Below are 17,699 nucleotides of genomic sequence, written 5' to 3'. Positions count from 1 at the left end.
AAGATGCCCAAACCAAGGCTTGAAGGGAATTAACAGGCTACTATCGGTAGTTTTCGAGCCAACCGTCTATTTATCTACATGCTCTTTCTTGCCCGCATATTCGCTGGGGGATAGACCGAACTGTTTCTTGAACACTTTGCTGAAATAACCGGCGTCCGTATAGCCTACACGTTCGGATAATTCTTGCAGCTTCATATCCGCCGTATCCATGAACTGCCTGGCTTGCTTCATTCGGACTTGCGTCATATATTCGGTAACTGTCGTACTCAGTTCTCTGGCAAAGGCTTTACGAATATAACTGGAATCCAGGTGAAAATGGTGCGAGATTTGCTCCACGCTCATTTCACTATCCTCATAATGGATGGCGATATAAGCCTGTACATCCTTCACAATCTTCTGCAGCCGCGACATCTTCTGTACGCGGAAGTGACGAATCGTTTCCGTAAAGATGAAAGTGAGCCAAGTGAACGATTCGTCAAGCGAGGTCACTTTTTTGATATGCTGGAAAGGACGGAAATCTTCGCCGAGTATGTGGAGAATGTCTCCCCTCAATTCCGTAATATGAGACAAACATATGGACACCAGACTCATGATCATCGCATACGTGAGATCGGCGGACGTCGGATGGCTGACGATGTAAGCTTTGATTTGCTCAAGCGCTTCCTTGAGTTCATCTGCTTCGTTCCTGCGCAGTGCAGACAGTACTTGCTCATTCAGTTTCATCGGGTAGTAACCGAATCCTCCTGCGCTATCTTGCATGGAACGATAGGCAATGTGCCTGCCTATTCCCACTGTCAGCTTATTTTGCAGCGCAATCGCCGTTTCGAAATAAGCATTGCGTATGCCCCTTAAATGATTGGCGGCATTGGATATGCCGATCGTTACCGTGAAGCGGAAAAACTTTTTGGCATAGGCGCAAAGCTGCTCATAAATCTCATGATTAGCGGCGCGCAGTGCATCCTCGCTGCTATAGCAATGAATCGAAATAATTCTTCCTTCCGGACCATTAAAAATCAAGTGATGATTCCCTGGCGGATCCAGATCGCCGAGTACATTAGCTACCGCAAATCGCCATAGCGAAATATCGTGGGGTTTAAGCCATAATTGAAACAATTGATCAATTTCGATGGATGCAACGACGTAATAGTTGGCATCGACGGCCACGCCCAAGCGGCGAAAGAAACGCAGAAATTCTTCTTCAACCGTTTCAAAGCCGTCTGTTATCAATGCATTCAACAAGCGCTCTTTGGCAAAAAAAGCATCGTCCTTCGCTTGCGCGGCATCTTCTTCTTTCTTCTGGATGATTAATTTGAACTTGAGCATCGCAGCCAGCAGCTCATCCCGCCGAAAAGGCTTAAGCACGTAATCCTCTACGCCGAGCTTAATCGCCCTGCGCGCATAGTCGAATTCGCTGTATCCTGTAACCAGCGCAATGCATATGTCGCTGTTCAACTGTTTCAATTTCTCCGCTGCGGCAATGCCATCCATGGCGGGCATATTAATGTCCAGCAGCGCGATCTGCGGATTCATGCTGACAGCCAGTTCAACAGCTTCAACACCTGTTCGTGCTTGACCGCAAATCTCAAAACCGAAGCTGGCCCAGTCAACCAGATGCACCATATAATCTCTAAATTCAGGCTCATCGTCGGCGATTAAGACTCTAATCATGAAACCAACCCTCTTTCTTTGAAGGAATCGTTAAGGTAATTTCCGTACCTGTGCCAAGTGAAGACTCAATCTGGATGCCATAGTTCTCGCCGAAATACAATTTGAGCCGCTCATTCACGCTTCTTAAACCAAATGATTTCATCGTTGACAGCGCATTCAAATTCTCTTTGATTTGCTGCAATTTATGTGCAGCGATGCCTATCCCGTTGTCCATCACCTTGAGAATAATATGTTCGTTGTCCATGAACCCTGTAATCCGAATTAGCCCCGGACTCAGCTTCGGCTTTAGACCATGATAAATCGCATTCTCAATCAGAGGCTGAATCGCTAATTTCATGATGGGGAATTGTTTGATATCCTCATCAATGTCCCATCGACATTCAAGAATATCAGAATATCTGGTTTTCTGAATGAACAGATAATCTTCGGCATTCTTCAGCTCTTCCCCAATGGGAATGATTTCTTTGCCTTGGCTGAGCGAGACGCGGTAGAAATCCGCGAGCGCTTTCGTTGTATCGGCGGCTAATTCCGTTTTGCCCCGCTCACACAATACAAATATCAAATCCAGAGCATTATAGAAAAAATGCGGCTTAATTTGCGCTTGCATCAAGGCAAACTCATATTCCCGTTTCTTCTTCTGTTCCGCCGTCACCTTATGCAAGAGATCATTGATCGTTCCGATCATGTCATTGAACGTTTTGGCCAATATCCCCACTTCGTCCATCGTGTCAATGGAGCTTGTGACGTGCAAATTGCCTTCTCGAATATGCTTCGCTACTTTAGTCAGTAGTATAATCGGTTTGGCAATATGTCTTGACAACAGGAAAGATCCGATCAACGCTATCAGAATGCACAACACACCGACAATGAAGATCGTGATTGAGTTGGTATACGTCTCTTTATTCAGGTTATGAACGAGCATCTGTTTGTACAGTACCCAGTCCAGCTCTGGTATGCGCTTCTGCATCAGCAAATAAGATTCGCGGTTCAACTTCAGATTAACGGAAGCCCCGTCCGTACCGCTGTTCAGCCAATTTCTCAGAGCAGCATTCTGAATCGGTTGAAGTAAATTATGTCCTACTTTGGTAGATACAATGAGGCCTTCCCCGCTCGCGATATAGTAGCCCTCTTCCCCCTTTAATGACGCATCAGGAAAAATGGATGAAATCGTCGATTCTTTGATATTGAGAATCAAACAACCCAGTGTTTGTCCCGTATCGATATCAACTACTCTTTTGCCGATTGTCAGAACAGGCGACTTCTCGTCGATGACCAAATAATTCCGGGTTTGCATCGGAAACCACTCGTTATTGGGAATGCCATCTTGTCTGAGCAGCTTTACCATGTCACTCTGGAGAGCCAGTTTGGCATTGTTCTCCAGACGGTTATCGGATACGAAGAAGTTATCATGCGCATCGATGAAAATAATGGATTCGATATCTTTAAAAGCCCGCAGATTGAAGTCAAATTCATTCAACAATTGATTTCGCAATTTCACACTGTTGAATAAGAGCGTGCCGTCCGTATTCAACTCATGATAAATATTGTTAATATTTTTGATGAGTACCCGTGCGCTCGTTTCACCGTTATTATAAATGCTTTGAATACGCGTCACGATGATACTGGATTCCCCCGAAATATTGACTTTCGTTTTCTGAATGTTCGATACCGAGAAAATAGAGTTGGAGGTAAATACAACAACCAGGAGGGGCAGGACCACGATCGGCAGAAAAACAATGATAATTTTTTGGCGTATGACCATATTTTTATATTTGAATAACAGGTTTTTCAATCAGCCACCTCCTACAAGGAATTACTCCTATTCTAATACATCTTCAAAGGTAATTAACAGGCATTCACAGGGAATTATCGGGACTTCCTTCCGGCATAAATAAACCGGTCCTACATCGTAGACGATTGCTAAAGGCGCCCTGCCGATTCCCGGAACCCAAGTAACGTCGCACATGGCGCCCGCATGAACGATATATCCATGAGAGCTGTCAATTTGCAAAACAAAAAGACCGTAGCAGTGTTCTGCTCCGGTCTTTCTCATCAGGCAATTTCCCTGCCAATTCGCAGTTAATTCCCATGACTTCAATCTCCAGCCAAAGTCCAGGTATCATCCCTTTGGAGCGAATATAGGCCATAACCTCCTCGATGCCTCCAGGAAACCGCTCCGAAGAAGGCAGCCATTCTCATCGTTTCCCTTCCCTCAAAGACTCCAAACTGTCACCCGACAAATCCGTACTGCCCTTTATTGAGGCAGCATCACGATTTGGTAAGCCGAAGACGCGTTCAAATCGTTTACCGTGAGGGTCACCGCATTATTCACAACAGAATAAGCGGCGCGCGACAAGCGATAGGTGCCTGAGGATGTTGCGCCATTCGAATTATCAATTCCCCAAACTTCGATCGTCGTTTTGCCGTCCGTCTGCAAAGCCGCTGGGATCCCCGTCAACTTCAAATCCAGACTGCCGCTGCCCCCGCCGAATATCGTCGCAGATAGTTTGCGGCCGCTGTCGTAGAAGCCCACACCCTGCATAGCGCCATTCTGACTTGGAGGCGTCACTTTAATCGTATTGCCTGTAAAGCCGCCATACCATTGATACATATACCAAGCTCCAGCTTTCTGGTAAGTCGGGGTCAATAACTCATCCAAGCGGCCTTCTGGCTGCCAGTAAGCTAATCCCGCATGCACTTTACTATTTTCGAATCGGGCCATATATTGAATCAGTTTCCCGGGAATTCCGAGTTCACCGGTTTGCTTGCCATATTCATTAATCGTAATTGGCAGCGGTGAGAGGCCGAGATCGCTTTCGATTTGTCTATAATCGTTATAACTCGTATACCAGGTACTCACCGTATCATCGAGTTCATGCCAGCTCGTGTAATCCGGCAGTACATTATTGGCCTTGGCAAAGGTGAAAAAGTCGCGGAAAGCAGTACTGTTATAGTGTTCAAAGTTCGGACCTACGATTTTGGCGGTGGCATCGATAGAGCGAATCTTTTGATAGACTGTTTTCCAGTCGTTTTTGAAATTGGTCAAGTTGGTGCCTGATGTTCCATACCAAATCCAATCCGGCTCGTTGAAGGGCACATACAAAAATTTGCTGCGGTTCGGATTGCTTTTCACCTGATTGGCCATCGTCGTGACCTTGGCTAAATAATCCGTCATATTACGGGTTGGGTAAGGCCATTCCTTATAAATATCCTGCATGTAGATTTGCACGAATTTCCCGCCGGTTCTGAACCACTTGTCTGCAACGACAAAAGCATCCCCTCCAGCATGCTGTAAGCCCCCAGGCGCCATTTGACCTGTCATATCCAGGCTGTTTAGTCCAGTAAGCATCGAATCGGCAGGCGTTGCATCGTCTTTCAAACCATAAAGAAATCCGTTGGCCCCATGAAGCGGCGCCCCGGTTGAGGTTCCCAAATCTACGGTCATCTGAGGATTGGCTGCGAAACTCGTCATCGGAATCGTGAATAAACTTACAGCAAGCGTTGCAATAATAAGCAGTGATTGTTTTTTCATATATTAACCTCCGGCTATAAGATTTCAGTTTAAAGAAAAGAATTTGGGCAGCTCATCGGTCATGAATGCTGTATAAGCTTTCTGCACGTAGCTGTCTCTGAGCGATTCTCTGGCTTCCTCGTAAGATTGCGTATGCTTGCCTTCCACTTGAACCATATAATACCCGCTTTCGGCTAAGAGAGGCTCGCTCACCGTATGTAAATCAAGGCGTACAATCTCGTCCTTGATATCGGAATCCAGCGTATAGATGGGGGATTGCTGATAAAATCCGCCATTTTGCGCTACACTTGGATCATCCGAGTACCGTTTAGCCAGATCTGTGAAGTCTGCCCCCGCCTTCCACTGGCGGACAATTTCATTTGCGTGGAGCAACGTCTCTGATTTATCCGCGATTTTGGAACCGTTGGCTGTAAAAGAAAGGTAGATTTGACGAATATCATACGTATCAAAGTTATGCTCAGCCTCATTAAGTTGATAATCCTTCTGCAGCGCTTCCTCCGTTACCTTACTTTTAAAATACGACCTGCCATAAATTTGATCTTCAATGTAGCTGATCATTTCCCGCTCGGTCAACGCTAAGTCCCGAAGCCTCTCTTCTACGGAAACACCGCTGTAGCTAAAACTGTCGCTGTACGATTTCTTAAATTCGTTCCATTGTTGTTCAGCCAAAGCCTGTTGACTGTCTTGTGTAATTGCTCTCCCCCTTGCTGCCAAAATATTGGAAGCGACATGTTCACGTAAGGCTGATTGCTGAAATTTGTCCTGATTCAGTTTCTGCGAAATTCCTGGCGTGTAGAATTGCATAATAGATAGATAAGTTGAATGCTCGGTTCTGGTAATCGTTCCACCTTGATAGTGCGTAATCCCCTCTTCTTCAGCAGATCCCGAAGCCAATAAAAGCCCTGCCATAACTAATGTTGCAACGCCCAGACATATCGCCAAAATGAACCGGAGCCATCGACTTTTCATCCTCTCACCTCAATTAAATTATAGAAAGCAGCCTTTTGATTGAGAAGGTTAATAACAGGCATGTATACGGAATTTACGGGACTAATTGGTTCTAGCTGCTGTGGCCTTCACATGGTAAGCTCTTCAGGCAGTGAGAAAAGACTCCGAGCGCTTCACGCTCGGAGTCTTTCTTATACATGATCACTTTACCTTGTGACTTATGAACAACCTAATACGTCTCATGCTTCGTATAATAGTACGAGACAGTTTATAAGAGCTATAGAAAGGTCTATTAATAAAGCGTTTAATCTTCCAAATAAGATAGTTTTGTTCTTTCATGAAATGGCCATCAACTGCGATAAGCCACTTATTATCCTTCATTTGAAGATGATCGATATGATGCATGCCATCCTTACGCCAGCTTCCCTCCAATTCGGATCCAGTTAGCATGCAAGGCTCAATGATTTCCTCTTCATACTCTGTCTCATTCAGCTTTTTGATTCGTGCAGCTTTAACCATCTTTCCGTACGATGGAACTCCATCTTGCGTAAATCGATAAATTTCCCCATCATGAGAAAAAACTCTACCAGCGGGCCTGGATATATGTAAATCATTTCTAATAATAGGATTTTGCGTATGTCCAACCCACTCTCCGTCTATTCGGTTAGAATAGAACAAATAAAGGTTCCTTCCATCTTTGCTGCCAACGAATATCCACCACTTCTCGTTATAATAGAAAAGAGTCGGGTCCACATATGGGCCAGATAATAGCTGTTTCCCCTTCTCCCAGCTATATGGGAATTGCGTGGCTCTATACAAAAATACGCCACCTGCATCCGACGACTCTGGTAACATATAATAGTCATTCTCATGTGCAAATATGTAAGGATAGGATAAGTGAAAATTCTCTTTGAGGACAACTCGCTCATAGTGCCATTCTTCCCCGTCCGTGCTCACAGCAACTGCAATTTCACCGCGCTCAGATTGTTTATTCAACACTTCAAAGAATACATAATATGTCGAACCATACGCAACTAAGAATGGGTCCGCTACAAACTCTGCTTCAACATCGGTGACATCCGTGCACTGAAGAGTAGGGTAAGTGAGATCAAACGCGTTAGCTCGTTTTGGAAAGATCGTATCACTTTTTATGATCTTGATCGACCAAACTGCAAGCTCTATTTTTTTGTTAAGATTCAACAAGCTGCCTCCTCAGAAGAACGGGTTATCCTAAATTATAAAGTTCTCCCAAGTAATTTTCAACTATTGATGAATTTATTTTCTTTTTTTCCTCTAAAGTTGAATATCGTGACACATCTGAGTAAAGAAAGCGTTTCTTCCTTATTTTCGAAAAAATGAGCGAAGCCAATCGGCTAGCAAGTCTCCCTTCTTGTAATAGATTTCATCCGTTACTTTATTGTTAATAGCACTCCATATTTCAAGTTCGGTTTCGCTCAAGTTACGAACCTCATTCTGCTCATCATCAATAAATTGAGCGAAGTAGTCCAACGGAATTCCGTAGAACTTTGAAATGTTAGTCATGATTTCGAATGAGGCCGACTTTCTTAGCCCTTTTTCAAGTAGACTCATATATTGTAGTGTTATTCCTGCCGCAGAAGCTGCTTCTTCTAAGGTTAATCCTTTCTTTTTACGTAGACGTCTTAATTCTGTACCTAGTCGCTCACTCATTTGTATCCTCCTGCCGTAAAGATTCTTTTTAGATTGAATACATAGTACCAACTTATTACTGCTTCTAATATCGTGACCCAAATTTCTTCAAGAAAAAGTGGAGACTTTTTGTATTTTCTTAACTCACAATGAATCCATTCGTGCACCAGCGTATCTAGTTGCTCCGGATAATCTAATTTATGATCAATGACAATTAAGCGTTTGTTTGGATAATATACACCCTTTATGGAACCCAAATCCATCAATAAGATCTGTAACTGAAGTTTGGTGCCGATGAGAGATATTAGCTGCCTAACATGTGTCTCGTTAACTTGCATCCTTCGCGAATGACAGACTTTAACAACGATTAAATAAGCCAGAAAAGCAGACATGACGACCGGGTAACTAAAATAATTAAATACGGCCAAATAAGGAAAAATGACACCGATTTCGAACCAAGACGGTATGAAGGTTGAAACTACTGGCGATGTGGTCAGCTTGCCGGATTCAAAAAATGAGAAAAAGTAAGCGAGCACCCAATTTATCACAAAAAGCAGCAATAAAGTCTCAAGGCGGCTGATGTAGGAGTGGGATGTCCAATTGTAAAAAGAATTGCCCACGACAATCGTAATCAAGCTTATTGACAGGGACGGCAGCAAATCATACCAAATGCTAACCTTTCTTTTCAACCAAATGATTACCGCATCCGGCACAAGGTAGAAGAAGCTATATAGAATCGAATGTTTGGCAAAAATAATGAGGCCGATCACGATAATAAAATAAGGCAGCCAAAGCTTGTTGAAAAGGTGCATATAGATCCGTTCGATTATGGCTATGGATATCAGGAATATGACTAATAGCCAGTTGAATTTTGCCGGAAAGGTTATGCATTGTGAAACAATCACTAGCGCAATCGCGGGAAAAATCAATAAGTATACTTTGGGCCCCAGAAATTTAGTCTTATTCATACCTACCTCTTTTATATGAGTTCTTCTAATCATAGCTTAATTTTTACGTTTTTCAATAAAAATGTCCATCAGCCAGATCCAGCAGCAGTCAAAGTGATTGCAAGATATGTATGTTTAAAGCTTTCATACTTATAGGCTTACTCCTAGATTAGCAGGAGTAAGCCTATTTTAGCTTGAAATATTATAAGAATTTCTTCATTTCATTAAATGCTAATTCCCGATGACCTGCTTGACAGTGCTGTTCACCACCCGTTTCTTTCGTAAATACTTTGGTTATAATAGAAGCAGCATTCGTTAATTCTTGTTGAATTTGTGCTAGTCGACTAATAGGTACATATTGATCATCTTGTCCAGCTAATAAAAGAACATCTTGGTTAATGAAGGGTCCAATACCATTCATTGTGTGCTTTTCAAAGCTTTTAATTAGATCAAAAGGTGTTGAATCACCAGTGTTCTCCATACCCTTTTCAATCTTCCAATTTAAATCAATATTGTCAGACATCATCTTTCCAAGTAATGAATTAACTTTCTCAACTTCATTATTATCGACTAGTTGCATGATACTAAGATACGTTTCTTCGGGCATGCCCATTTTCAAAGCATCTAAGCCACTATAGAATATGTTAAAGGCAACCACTTTATCTATTCTCTTTTCGAAAGCTGCGGCTCGCATTGCTAAATATCCTCCCCAAGAAGCACCTATAAGGCTTACACGTTCTAATTTGAAATAATCAATTATAGTTGATACTGGTTTTTCCCAGTTGTGAATGAATGTAAGACCGTTTTTTAATGCAGTTCCTTGGCCTGGACCATCAAATACAATCATATTGTAATCAATACCTTTTATGAATTTCATCATTTTAAGCATCTCTTCCATGTATGAATCATAACCACCAAAGACAAGTAATGTTTTCGTAGCTCCAGGTGTCAATAATTTTACAGCAGGAAGATTGGAGTCTTCATAGGGAATCTTGTAAGATTCATAATCAAAATCAGTAAAGCCTTTATAGAATGTTTCTCTATATTTTTGATACATTTTTTCTTTATTGGGGTCTGTGGATGCAAGATAAAATTCTGCGGCTTGATAGTAGACTGAGGCTAAGTCATAGTCCTTGCTATCTTCGCGTTTCTTTGCAAAATCAAGCCAAGTTTTATACCAGCTATTAGTATCGTTTAATTTCGGTATCATGATTTCCAAATCAGCGTCTGCTCGATTATCTTCTTGATAATAATCATTAATAAAACGATTAATTTGAAGATTGAACTGTTCATTATTCACATATTGTTTAAACATATTTATTCCTCCTTCGATTTAGGTATGTGATTACTATAAATCATATTTACCGCTTAAAATATAAATAAAATAGTCTGATATGTAAGATATCTTACATACTGAGCATGAAGTGTTCGAAAACTTACACATAAGGAGCAAGTGGTTACATGAATGAAGATATCCGAGTTTATAAAACAAAATTAGCTATCGAACGAGGACTCATTGAATTACTCAAGCAAATTGATTTTAAAGATATAACTATCAAAAAAATTTGTGATCAATCTCTTATAGGACGTTCTACTTTTTATAGTCATTACTTGGATAAGTACGACTTGTTAGAAAAAAAAGTGAAACAGTATGCTTCGGAATTTAAATATGAGATTGAACAGCGTTTTAATTCCATGGTTGATGGTAAGGTGGCAAATGCTATAGAACTAGTAACAGATAATATGATCAATCACAAGTCCGAGATTTCAACCTTGTTAACAGTTCATGTCATATCAGCTGATTTACATAAAGAATTCGAAAAAATTTTGTATACTACGTGCTTGGATTATTTAAATCACCAGATGTATTCAAGTTCGATCGCACTGGCGTATTTGGCAGAATTATATGCCGCTAACTCAATGGTGTTTCTTCATTGGGTTTTGCGAAACGGTAAAGATACGAATATAATTCTTCTTTCAAATCAAATGCAAGATTATATCTTTAACCAGTTAAAGACTGACTTATACAAAGGTTAATTTATTTTTTTCCGCAAATGGCAAGTGTCGTAATTGGCAAAATCAACGTATTTCAAGAATTACCGAAAAAAACGCTCGTTGTCGGCGTAGCTATTGCCAAGCGGCTTCATGTCGCACGGGCCGTAGATTTTCGTGGAACTGAGCTCGGTAAGGATTGCGTACAGAATGAAGGAATATATTGCTTCTCGTCAATCCTCACCATGTGAACAAAAGCAAGGAACTCGAGGACAGCACACAAGTAAAAAGCGACTACAAGGATGCCAAAGTCATTGCAAATCTCGTTCGAAACGGGATAGTACCATTCCTGGAACGGCTGAAATGCTGAGTATCCCAGGAGTAGGCGTTGTTACCATTGCCGGTTTCCTTGCTGAAGTTGGGGATATTAACAGCTATGACCACGGACAACAGATCATACGGTTAGCGGGACTGAATCTCGTAGAGAATCGTGTGCGAATGATTTTATGTATCAATTCAATCACACAAATTGAGGACAAGATTGTCGGCAGAAGCCGGGCAGTGGAGACTATTAAATAATGGACGTAATGCTTTGGCAGCTACACTAAACAACCTTCTCGCAATTATCACAAAAAGGCTGTTTGGTATTTATTTAGAAAAAACCTATTACTCAAGATCTGTAAAACTGTCTAGATTTGGAGCTAATTTTACTGCCTTTTCAAGTGCATGTCCAAACTTTACTAGCTCACTTTTGCTAGTTTTTAATGGAAACAATATACCTTGATCTTCAAGAACCAGCAAGTATAAATCAGTACTGTACTCATAAATCCAGTGAAATTCAAGATGTTTTTCGAAGTGATGATAGTTTCCATTTGGTTTTTCTAATGGAAAATTTTTCATCAAATTAATGAAGCGAAAGAGAACAATATTTGTCCAACCCATATCAATAGTTCTTTCAACTAGTTTATTTCTGTAGAAAGTAACACGAATTCTACTTCCCTCATACTCTCCAGGAATATGGTACAAAAACTCAAAATGAATATCAATTTCGGTTGTATTTTCACGACCTCTAAGATAAACAACAGCCATTTTAGGTTGCCACCTTTTCCTATTTAAACATCCAAGATCCAAAATTCCACCTGCCAGCTTTTATTCTATTGGCAGAATCATTAGTCGATGTATCTTTATACACTGTAATAATGGTATTGTCAGTCTTAGCTAGTATTATTACAGTTTTAGTACCATAATCATGAATAACGATCTCACTTTATATACTGTTTTTTGATGTAACCAAAATTTGTCTGCATCATTGGTTGTCGGCCACTTCCAACTGGTGTGTCATATACTCACTTGTCTCTTGTTCCGAATCCGAAACAGATCATCCAAGAAAATCGCACTCTAACGCAAATGTGCGACCGCTGCGGACAACTTCGTTCTATCTCCTTTATCATGTAAGAGCTGATAATTACTTATCTTACCACCATTCTATGTAATTCGATATTTTATCTGAATTCCTGTTGCAATTAAATGCTGCTTATCAAGCTAACCTCTCGAGAGAGTCTATCTTATAATATGAAAGAGCATAAAAGAGACTGGCAGTAATAATGAATAAACTGGCGAACCATTTCAACGCTAAGCCTTTATTACCCAGTCAAGTATATGCGCGAAGGTTTAATTCCTACCGTAATGTGATTGAACACATTACTCAATACTTCCTTGCTTGTTTTGTTAGCCATACCCGCATAAGGGAAATTAATATGAGTTATTAGGTTATCTCCTCTCCTTATCAGCATATAAGTAAAAAAGGTGACTTAATATGTTACGAGACGCAGGCTCTAGCCGTTCTGTAGAGGATAAAGACCCTTAGATATCACTCGTAGATTTATTAGAGCAATTATAGTGGAGGTTTCTGCACATATATTTCCTCATTCCTAATACATATGCCATATGTAAATATAGTCTTGAAAGAAAGGTGGGACAAATCCTTGGCCTTTATTGAAAGGTATGTCATTAATGAAAACGGAGCAGTAACTTTTACGGGAAATACACTGGGTCTCAGCCGCTCAGGAACAACGGGCGTACCTGGCGTTGTGGATAGTATTGGCGGCTATATCACGACCGACATCACACAGCAATTCGGTTCATACCCTCCAGGTACAACCAATGTGTTTCAGAACAATAGTTCTTCGGCGGTTCTCAGTTTCCCAACTGGAAGTACCGTTCTTTATGCCGAGCTAATATGGGGCGGGACCTATATTGATAATGGAGAAGATAATTCTGCCTTTATTAATGATGCCGTCAATTTCATCTCTCCTGCTGGTTCGAATGCTGTTCTTCCTGATCCCACCACCTCCTTTGAGGTACTACTGTCCACGGCCTCCGGATTTCCTAATACTTTTGCTTATGTACGATCCGCAGACGTAACTGATTTAGTCTTTGCTGGAGGAGCTGGAACGTATACGACAGGTGGGGTCGTAGGTACTTTATCCATTCCAGACCCAACTTCGAATAATGCAGGTTGGACTCTCGGCGTTGTATATCAGAATGCATCGCTTCCTCTGAGAAATCTGTCGCTCCGAGTCACCGCGGATGTCATTCGGTCTACCTCAGGTCCTGTGTCCGTAGTTGTTAATGGCTTTGCTACCCCGTTTACAGGGCCTTTGTCCGGGAGAGCATTGTTCGGAGCTCAGGAAGGGGATGCTAACAAATCAGGGGATCAAGCGTTATTTGGCCCAACCTCCTCTTCGCAAACTGCACTTTCTGGTCCCAACAACTTCTCAACTAATTTCTTTGCCTCTCAAATTAATGGTGACGACGGAACGTTAAATACCTTAGGCACCTTCGGGAATCGAAATCAGATTAATGGAACACCAGGGACCAATATTGTAGGCGGACGCCAAGGCTGGGATATTACCAATGTAGACATTAGCAGTACATTAGTAAATACGCAAACATCCGCCGTTTTGACTTTAACAACGTCCGGCGACGGTTATCTGGTCAATTCAAATGCGATTCAAGTTGCCATTAATATGCCAGCTATCACCGTGATCAAAAATTCCGACCATGCAGAAGCGATAGTAGGGGACACAATTACCTACACCGTCGATGTGGAAAATACTTCTCTTTCTGACGCAACAAGCGTCATGTTTTTTGACAACATACCGGATGGCAGTACGTTTATTATGAACAGCGTGACGGTCGATGGCATTGCACAACCAGATAGTGACCCAACCACGGGCGTATTCTTGAATGTTATTGCAGCGAATACAATGGTTACAGTCACCTTTCAGGTAGAGGTCACCTCTCTTCCCGTCCCTCCTCGCCTATTCGATCAGGCCAAGATTGGCTATACGGCTCCTACCGTCCCTGGGGGTCCAGTCATCACGAATATGGTGCCGTCTAACGCTGTCGTTATCCCTATTTACCAACCTAGTGTAACCATCACCAAAAGTGCAAACAGTGCCAACGCCTTAATTGGAGATACGGTTACGTACACATTGACAGTTTTGAATACAGGCAATATCGATGCCTTTACGACCGTTACAGATTCGATACCTGCTGGTTCTAACTTTGTAACAGGAAGTGTGACAGTGAATGGACTTTCTGAGCCCGCGGCTAGCCCGGAAACGGGTATTTCAGTTGGCAATATTTCACCTGATAATTCGGTAACCGTGACGTTCCAAGTCATTGTCGTTGGAATTCCCAGAGGATTTATTCTCACCAATCAAAGCACAACCACTTTTACTGCTCAGCTGCCGGACGAACGCATCATCCAAGGCTCTGCAACGTCGAATCCTGTTTATATTCCCGTTTCGACGCCTGAAATCCATGTTGCCAAGACGGCAAATGTGCCTGATGCCATCGTTGGAGACACAATAACGTATACCGTCGTTGTAACCAATGCTGATTCAGAAAATGCAAACAATCTCATTTTTTACGACGCTATTTCTCCTGGCTCTGTATTTATTTCAGGAAGCTTGACCCTTAACGGTGTCGTTCAGCCTGCTGCCGACCCCTCCATCGGAGTCCAAATCGGCACACTGGCACCAGGAGCCTCAGACACGATAACATTTAGCACAATTGTTGTTGCATTACCGAATCCTCCACAATTGACAGATCAAGCAGAGCTTACCTTTACCAGTGGCCCGTTTGAGGTTTCATCATTCTCGGAACCATTGGTCATTCCTGTGTATCAGCCTATTATTACAACTGTGAAAACCGTCGCTCCCTCATTTACTGTTGTTGGTCAAACAATTAACTATCAATTCACGGTTCGAAACACCGGAAATATTGCTGCTCTAGCAACATTAACGGATACCATCGACCCCAATGCCTCCTTCGTCCCTGGCAGCGTACTTATAAATAACATATCCCAACCTGCCGCTGATCCCAGCATTGGTATTCCACTCGGATCACTTGTACCCGGTGGTGTCATACAAGTAGAGTTTCAGGTTACTGTCAACACACTTCCCTTGACACAGCAAATTTCCAATCAAGGTATAACCTCCTATACCTTTACGCCGCCTGACGGACGCATTATTCCAGGTACGTCACCCTCTAACGAAGTCATCATACCTATCTCAGCTCCTAACTTAACTGTAAATAAAGTCGCTAATGCCACAGATGCCGTGGAAGGCGATATCATAACCTATACTCTGAGTATCCTAAATAATGATGAAGATCCTGTAACATCTGTCATCTTAACTGACCCTATCCCTGCAGGTTCTGTATTTATTCCTGGGAGTGTAATCGTGGACGGCATTGCAGTGTCTGGTGCTGATCCTTCCAAAGGAGTAAGTATTGGTACAATTCCTGCAAACGGCCAGTCTATCCTTTCATTCCAAGTCAGTGTCACGAGCTTGTCCCCACCAATACCGAGTCGCTTTTTTTTAACCAATCAGGCTAGCGTAAGCTTTACTTCTGGAACGTTCAATGATATATCTTTATCCAATATTGTTAATATAAGGGTGTATCAACCCTACATCAGATCTGTCAAATCGGCATCTCAAGCTGCTGCAACGGTCGGAGATTTAATTACCTACTTCATCACAGTTTCCAATACAGGCAATTTTAATGCGGATGTGATTTTAACCGATCCTTTGCCAAATGGTCAAACCTTCATTCCAAACAGCGTTCTCATCAATGGTAATCACTGGAGTGGAGCGAATCCAGTTACCGGCATTCATATCGGTACTGTACAGCCCGGCTTCCCAATTACGGTGACCTTCGTAACCAGAGTAATTGATTTGCCTAATCCTCCACTATTAACCAATCAAGCAACAGCAAATTACACCTTCAATCCTCCGGATGGGCGTGTTATTCCTGGGTCGGTTACTTCCAATACCGTAACGATACCTGTTAACGCAGACAATATTATTACCGTGACTAAATCCACCGATGCTATTGATGCTGTTGCCAATGATTCAATAACTTATTCCATTCTAATCCAAAATAATGAACCCACACCGATTACCAACATAATTCTCACAGACTTCGTCCCCTCTGGCACTCTGTTTATACCAGGCAGCGCCGAACTGAACGGGGTAGCACTCCCAAGTGCTGACCCTGCTGCTGGCATTGCCGTAGGCGAAATTGACGCATTCGACGCCGCAACAGTTGTTTTTCAAGTTAAAGTTTCGGACAGCATTCCGCCTCTGCCTGTCTCGCTTATTCTTTCTAATCAAGCTATTGTCAACTTCACCTCAGGCGTTTTTACAGCTGTCGCCTTGTCCAATATCTTTAACACGCCTGTTTACTTACCGGCAATTGTGATCGTTAAATCATCTTCCAGCTCCACTACACAGATTGGAGGTATTGTACAATATCATTTCAATGTTACAAATAAAGGAAATATTGCAGCAAATGTGACTCTGACTGATCCAATACCCACAGGTTCCACCTTTGCAGCCGGCAGTGTTATTGTTAATGGAATCTCCTTTTCAGAAGCAGATCCTGCTGCTGGCATCCCATTAGGAAATATACAACCAGGCACTACAATTCTTGTTATATTCTCAGTCCAAGTTACATCTTCTATAAGCAACACTAATCTAGTCAATCAAGCTACAGGAAACTTCACATATCAACCGCCAGATGGCCGAGTCCTCACTGGTACCACTGTTTCAAATGTAGTCACTGTTCCTGTCATCGATCCGGATATAATCGTTACTAAACAAGCAGATAAACAACAAGCCTCTCTAGGGGAAATTATTACTTACACAATAAACATAGCCAATAGTGAAGCAACCACAAACCTAATTAATGTGACAGATCCAATTCCACAAGGGACTCGATTCGTAACGAACAGTGTAACTATTGGAGGAGTTTCTGCTCCGAATATGAATCCAGCTTCAGGTATAATCATTGCTGCACTTGCACCAGGGCAAACTACCACGATAACTTTTCAGGTGCTTGTCATTAGTACGCCGACTTCAGGCTTCATTATGAATCAGGCAATAGCTGTCTATACACCGGTCCAGGGTGGCACGAGTGAAACTACTCAATCCAACCCTGTCCGTATTCCAGTCCGCACACCACCTATTGCAATTAGAAAGAGTATCATACAGAATGAATTCTCAGTAGAAGTAGGGAGTATATTGGGATACAACATTACCATACAAAACACAAGCCAACTGCCCCTCATAGATACCTTGCTTACAGATATACTTCAGGCTGAATCCACTTTACTCCCAAATAGTATTACCGTTAATCACACTTATCTTGAAAATGTGGATGTTGAACTTGGCTTGGCACTTGGCACAATTGCAGTTGGATCCACAGTTACCCTTCAATTTAATGTCATCGTGAATAAACTTCCAGCAAGCCAGAAGCTTGTAAACCAAGCGATTCTGTCTTTTCAATTCTTGCTTTATGAGGGTACAAAGATTCCTAGCTCCCTAGCGTCCAACAAAACAATAATTTCTGTAACGGAGTCAGAAGAATAAATC

The 17,699-nt window shown here is 42.1% G+C and carries 11 protein-coding genes and 1 pseudogene; 3 read left to right on the top strand and 9 right to left on the bottom strand.

Annotation, left to right across the window (positions count from 1 at the left end):
* Positions 1 to 66: 66 nt before the first annotated feature.
* The 8 genes from IEY34_RS09005 to IEY34_RS08965 all read right to left on the bottom strand — a co-directional run bounded on the left by IEY34_RS09005 (position 67) and on the right by IEY34_RS08965 (position 10,078).
* Entirely contained in the window at positions 67 to 1,668 is a 1,602-nt protein-coding gene (locus tag IEY34_RS09005) for a response regulator (protein WP_189010466.1), read from the bottom strand.
* Positions 1,661 to 3,460 (bottom strand): sensor histidine kinase, encoded by a 1,800-nt coding sequence (locus IEY34_RS09000; protein ID WP_189010464.1) that lies wholly within the window; start codon positions 3,458 to 3,460, stop codon positions 1,661 to 1,663. Before IEY34_RS09000 ends, IEY34_RS09005 begins: the two co-directional genes overlap by 8 nt.
* 462 nt (positions 3,461 to 3,922) lie before the next feature.
* A complete protein-coding gene (locus tag IEY34_RS08990) occupies positions 3,923 to 5,200 on the bottom strand; it encodes a hypothetical protein (RefSeq protein WP_189010462.1) in 1,278 nt (425 codons plus the stop codon).
* 24 nt (positions 5,201 to 5,224) lie between these two features.
* A complete protein-coding gene (locus IEY34_RS08985) occupies positions 5,225 to 6,169 on the bottom strand; it encodes a peptidylprolyl isomerase (protein ID WP_189010460.1) in 945 nt (314 codons plus the stop codon).
* Positions 6,170 to 6,349: 180 nt separating this feature from the next.
* A complete protein-coding gene (locus tag IEY34_RS08980; RefSeq protein ID WP_189010457.1) occupies positions 6,350 to 7,348 on the bottom strand; it encodes a glucosamine inositolphosphorylceramide transferase family protein in 999 nt (332 codons plus the stop codon).
* 141 nt (positions 7,349 to 7,489) lie between these two features.
* The gene (locus IEY34_RS08975) at positions 7,490 to 7,837 is read right to left on the bottom strand and encodes a helix-turn-helix domain-containing protein (protein WP_189010455.1); all 348 of its coding nucleotides are present in this window, start codon (positions 7,835 to 7,837) and stop codon (positions 7,490 to 7,492) included.
* Positions 7,834 to 8,784: a hypothetical protein gene (locus IEY34_RS08970; protein ID WP_189010453.1), complete on the bottom strand. Its 951-nt coding sequence runs from the start codon at positions 8,782 to 8,784 to the stop codon at positions 7,834 to 7,836. Before IEY34_RS08970 ends, IEY34_RS08975 begins: the two co-directional genes overlap by 4 nt.
* A 181-nt stretch (positions 8,785 to 8,965) precedes the next feature.
* The gene (locus IEY34_RS08965) at positions 8,966 to 10,078 is read right to left on the bottom strand and encodes an alpha/beta fold hydrolase (protein WP_189010451.1); all 1,113 of its coding nucleotides are present in this window, start codon (positions 10,076 to 10,078) and stop codon (positions 8,966 to 8,968) included.
* A 146-nt stretch (positions 10,079 to 10,224) separates the two neighbouring features.
* Between IEY34_RS08965 and IEY34_RS08960 the strand changes: the two genes are divergently transcribed.
* Complete coding sequence (locus tag IEY34_RS08960) at positions 10,225 to 10,800, top strand: TetR/AcrR family transcriptional regulator (protein WP_189010449.1); 576 nt, start codon at positions 10,225 to 10,227, stop codon at positions 10,798 to 10,800.
* 318 nt (positions 10,801 to 11,118) lie between these two features.
* Positions 11,119 to 11,247 (top strand): annotated as a pseudogene (locus tag IEY34_RS36645) (transposase); the annotation flags it as partial.
* Between the two features lie 174 nt (positions 11,248 to 11,421).
* Here the strand turns inward: IEY34_RS36645 and IEY34_RS08950 are convergent.
* Positions 11,422 to 11,844, bottom strand: a complete 423-nt coding sequence (locus tag IEY34_RS08950; RefSeq protein ID WP_189010447.1) for a hypothetical protein — start codon at positions 11,842 to 11,844, stop codon at positions 11,422 to 11,424.
* An 896-nt stretch (positions 11,845 to 12,740) separates the two neighbouring features.
* On the opposite strand from IEY34_RS08950, the gene IEY34_RS08945 reads away from it, so the two are divergent.
* Positions 12,741 to 17,696 (top strand): beta strand repeat-containing protein, encoded by a 4,956-nt coding sequence (locus IEY34_RS08945; RefSeq protein WP_189010445.1) that lies wholly within the window; start codon positions 12,741 to 12,743, stop codon positions 17,694 to 17,696.
* The last annotated feature ends 3 nt before the right edge of the window (positions 17,697 to 17,699 follow it).

The organism is Paenibacillus marchantiophytorum, from assembly GCF_014640555.1.
Classification (GTDB): Bacteria; Bacillota; Bacilli; order Paenibacillales; family NBRC-103111; genus Paenibacillus_E; species Paenibacillus_E marchantiophytorum.
The sequence above is the reverse complement of the archived record's forward strand: the minus strand, read 5'-3'. Positions and strand labels throughout refer to the sequence as shown.

Excerpts from the sequence above, each read along its gene's own strand:
- IEY34_RS08970 (WP_189010453.1), bottom strand. The coding sequence starts at position 8,784 with ATGAATAAGACTAAATTTCTGGGGCCCAAAGTATACTTATTGATTTTT.
- IEY34_RS09005 (WP_189010466.1), bottom strand. The coding sequence starts at position 1,668 with ATGATTAGAGTCTTAATCGCCGACGATGAGCCTGAATTTAGAGATTAT.
- IEY34_RS08965 (WP_189010451.1), bottom strand. The coding sequence starts at position 10,078 with ATGTTTAAACAATATGTGAATAATGAACAGTTCAATCTTCAAATTAAT.
- IEY34_RS08990 (WP_189010462.1), bottom strand. The coding sequence starts at position 5,200 with ATGAAAAAACAATCACTGCTTATTATTGCAACGCTTGCTGTAAGTTTA.
- IEY34_RS08960 (WP_189010449.1), top strand. The coding sequence starts at position 10,225 with ATGAATGAAGATATCCGAGTTTATAAAACAAAATTAGCTATCGAACGA.
- IEY34_RS08950 (WP_189010447.1), bottom strand. The coding sequence starts at position 11,844 with ATGGCTGTTGTTTATCTTAGAGGTCGTGAAAATACAACCGAAATTGAT.
- IEY34_RS08975 (WP_189010455.1), bottom strand. The coding sequence starts at position 7,837 with ATGAGTGAGCGACTAGGTACAGAATTAAGACGTCTACGTAAAAAGAAA.
- IEY34_RS08985 (WP_189010460.1), bottom strand. The coding sequence starts at position 6,169 with ATGAAAAGTCGATGGCTCCGGTTCATTTTGGCGATATGTCTGGGCGTT.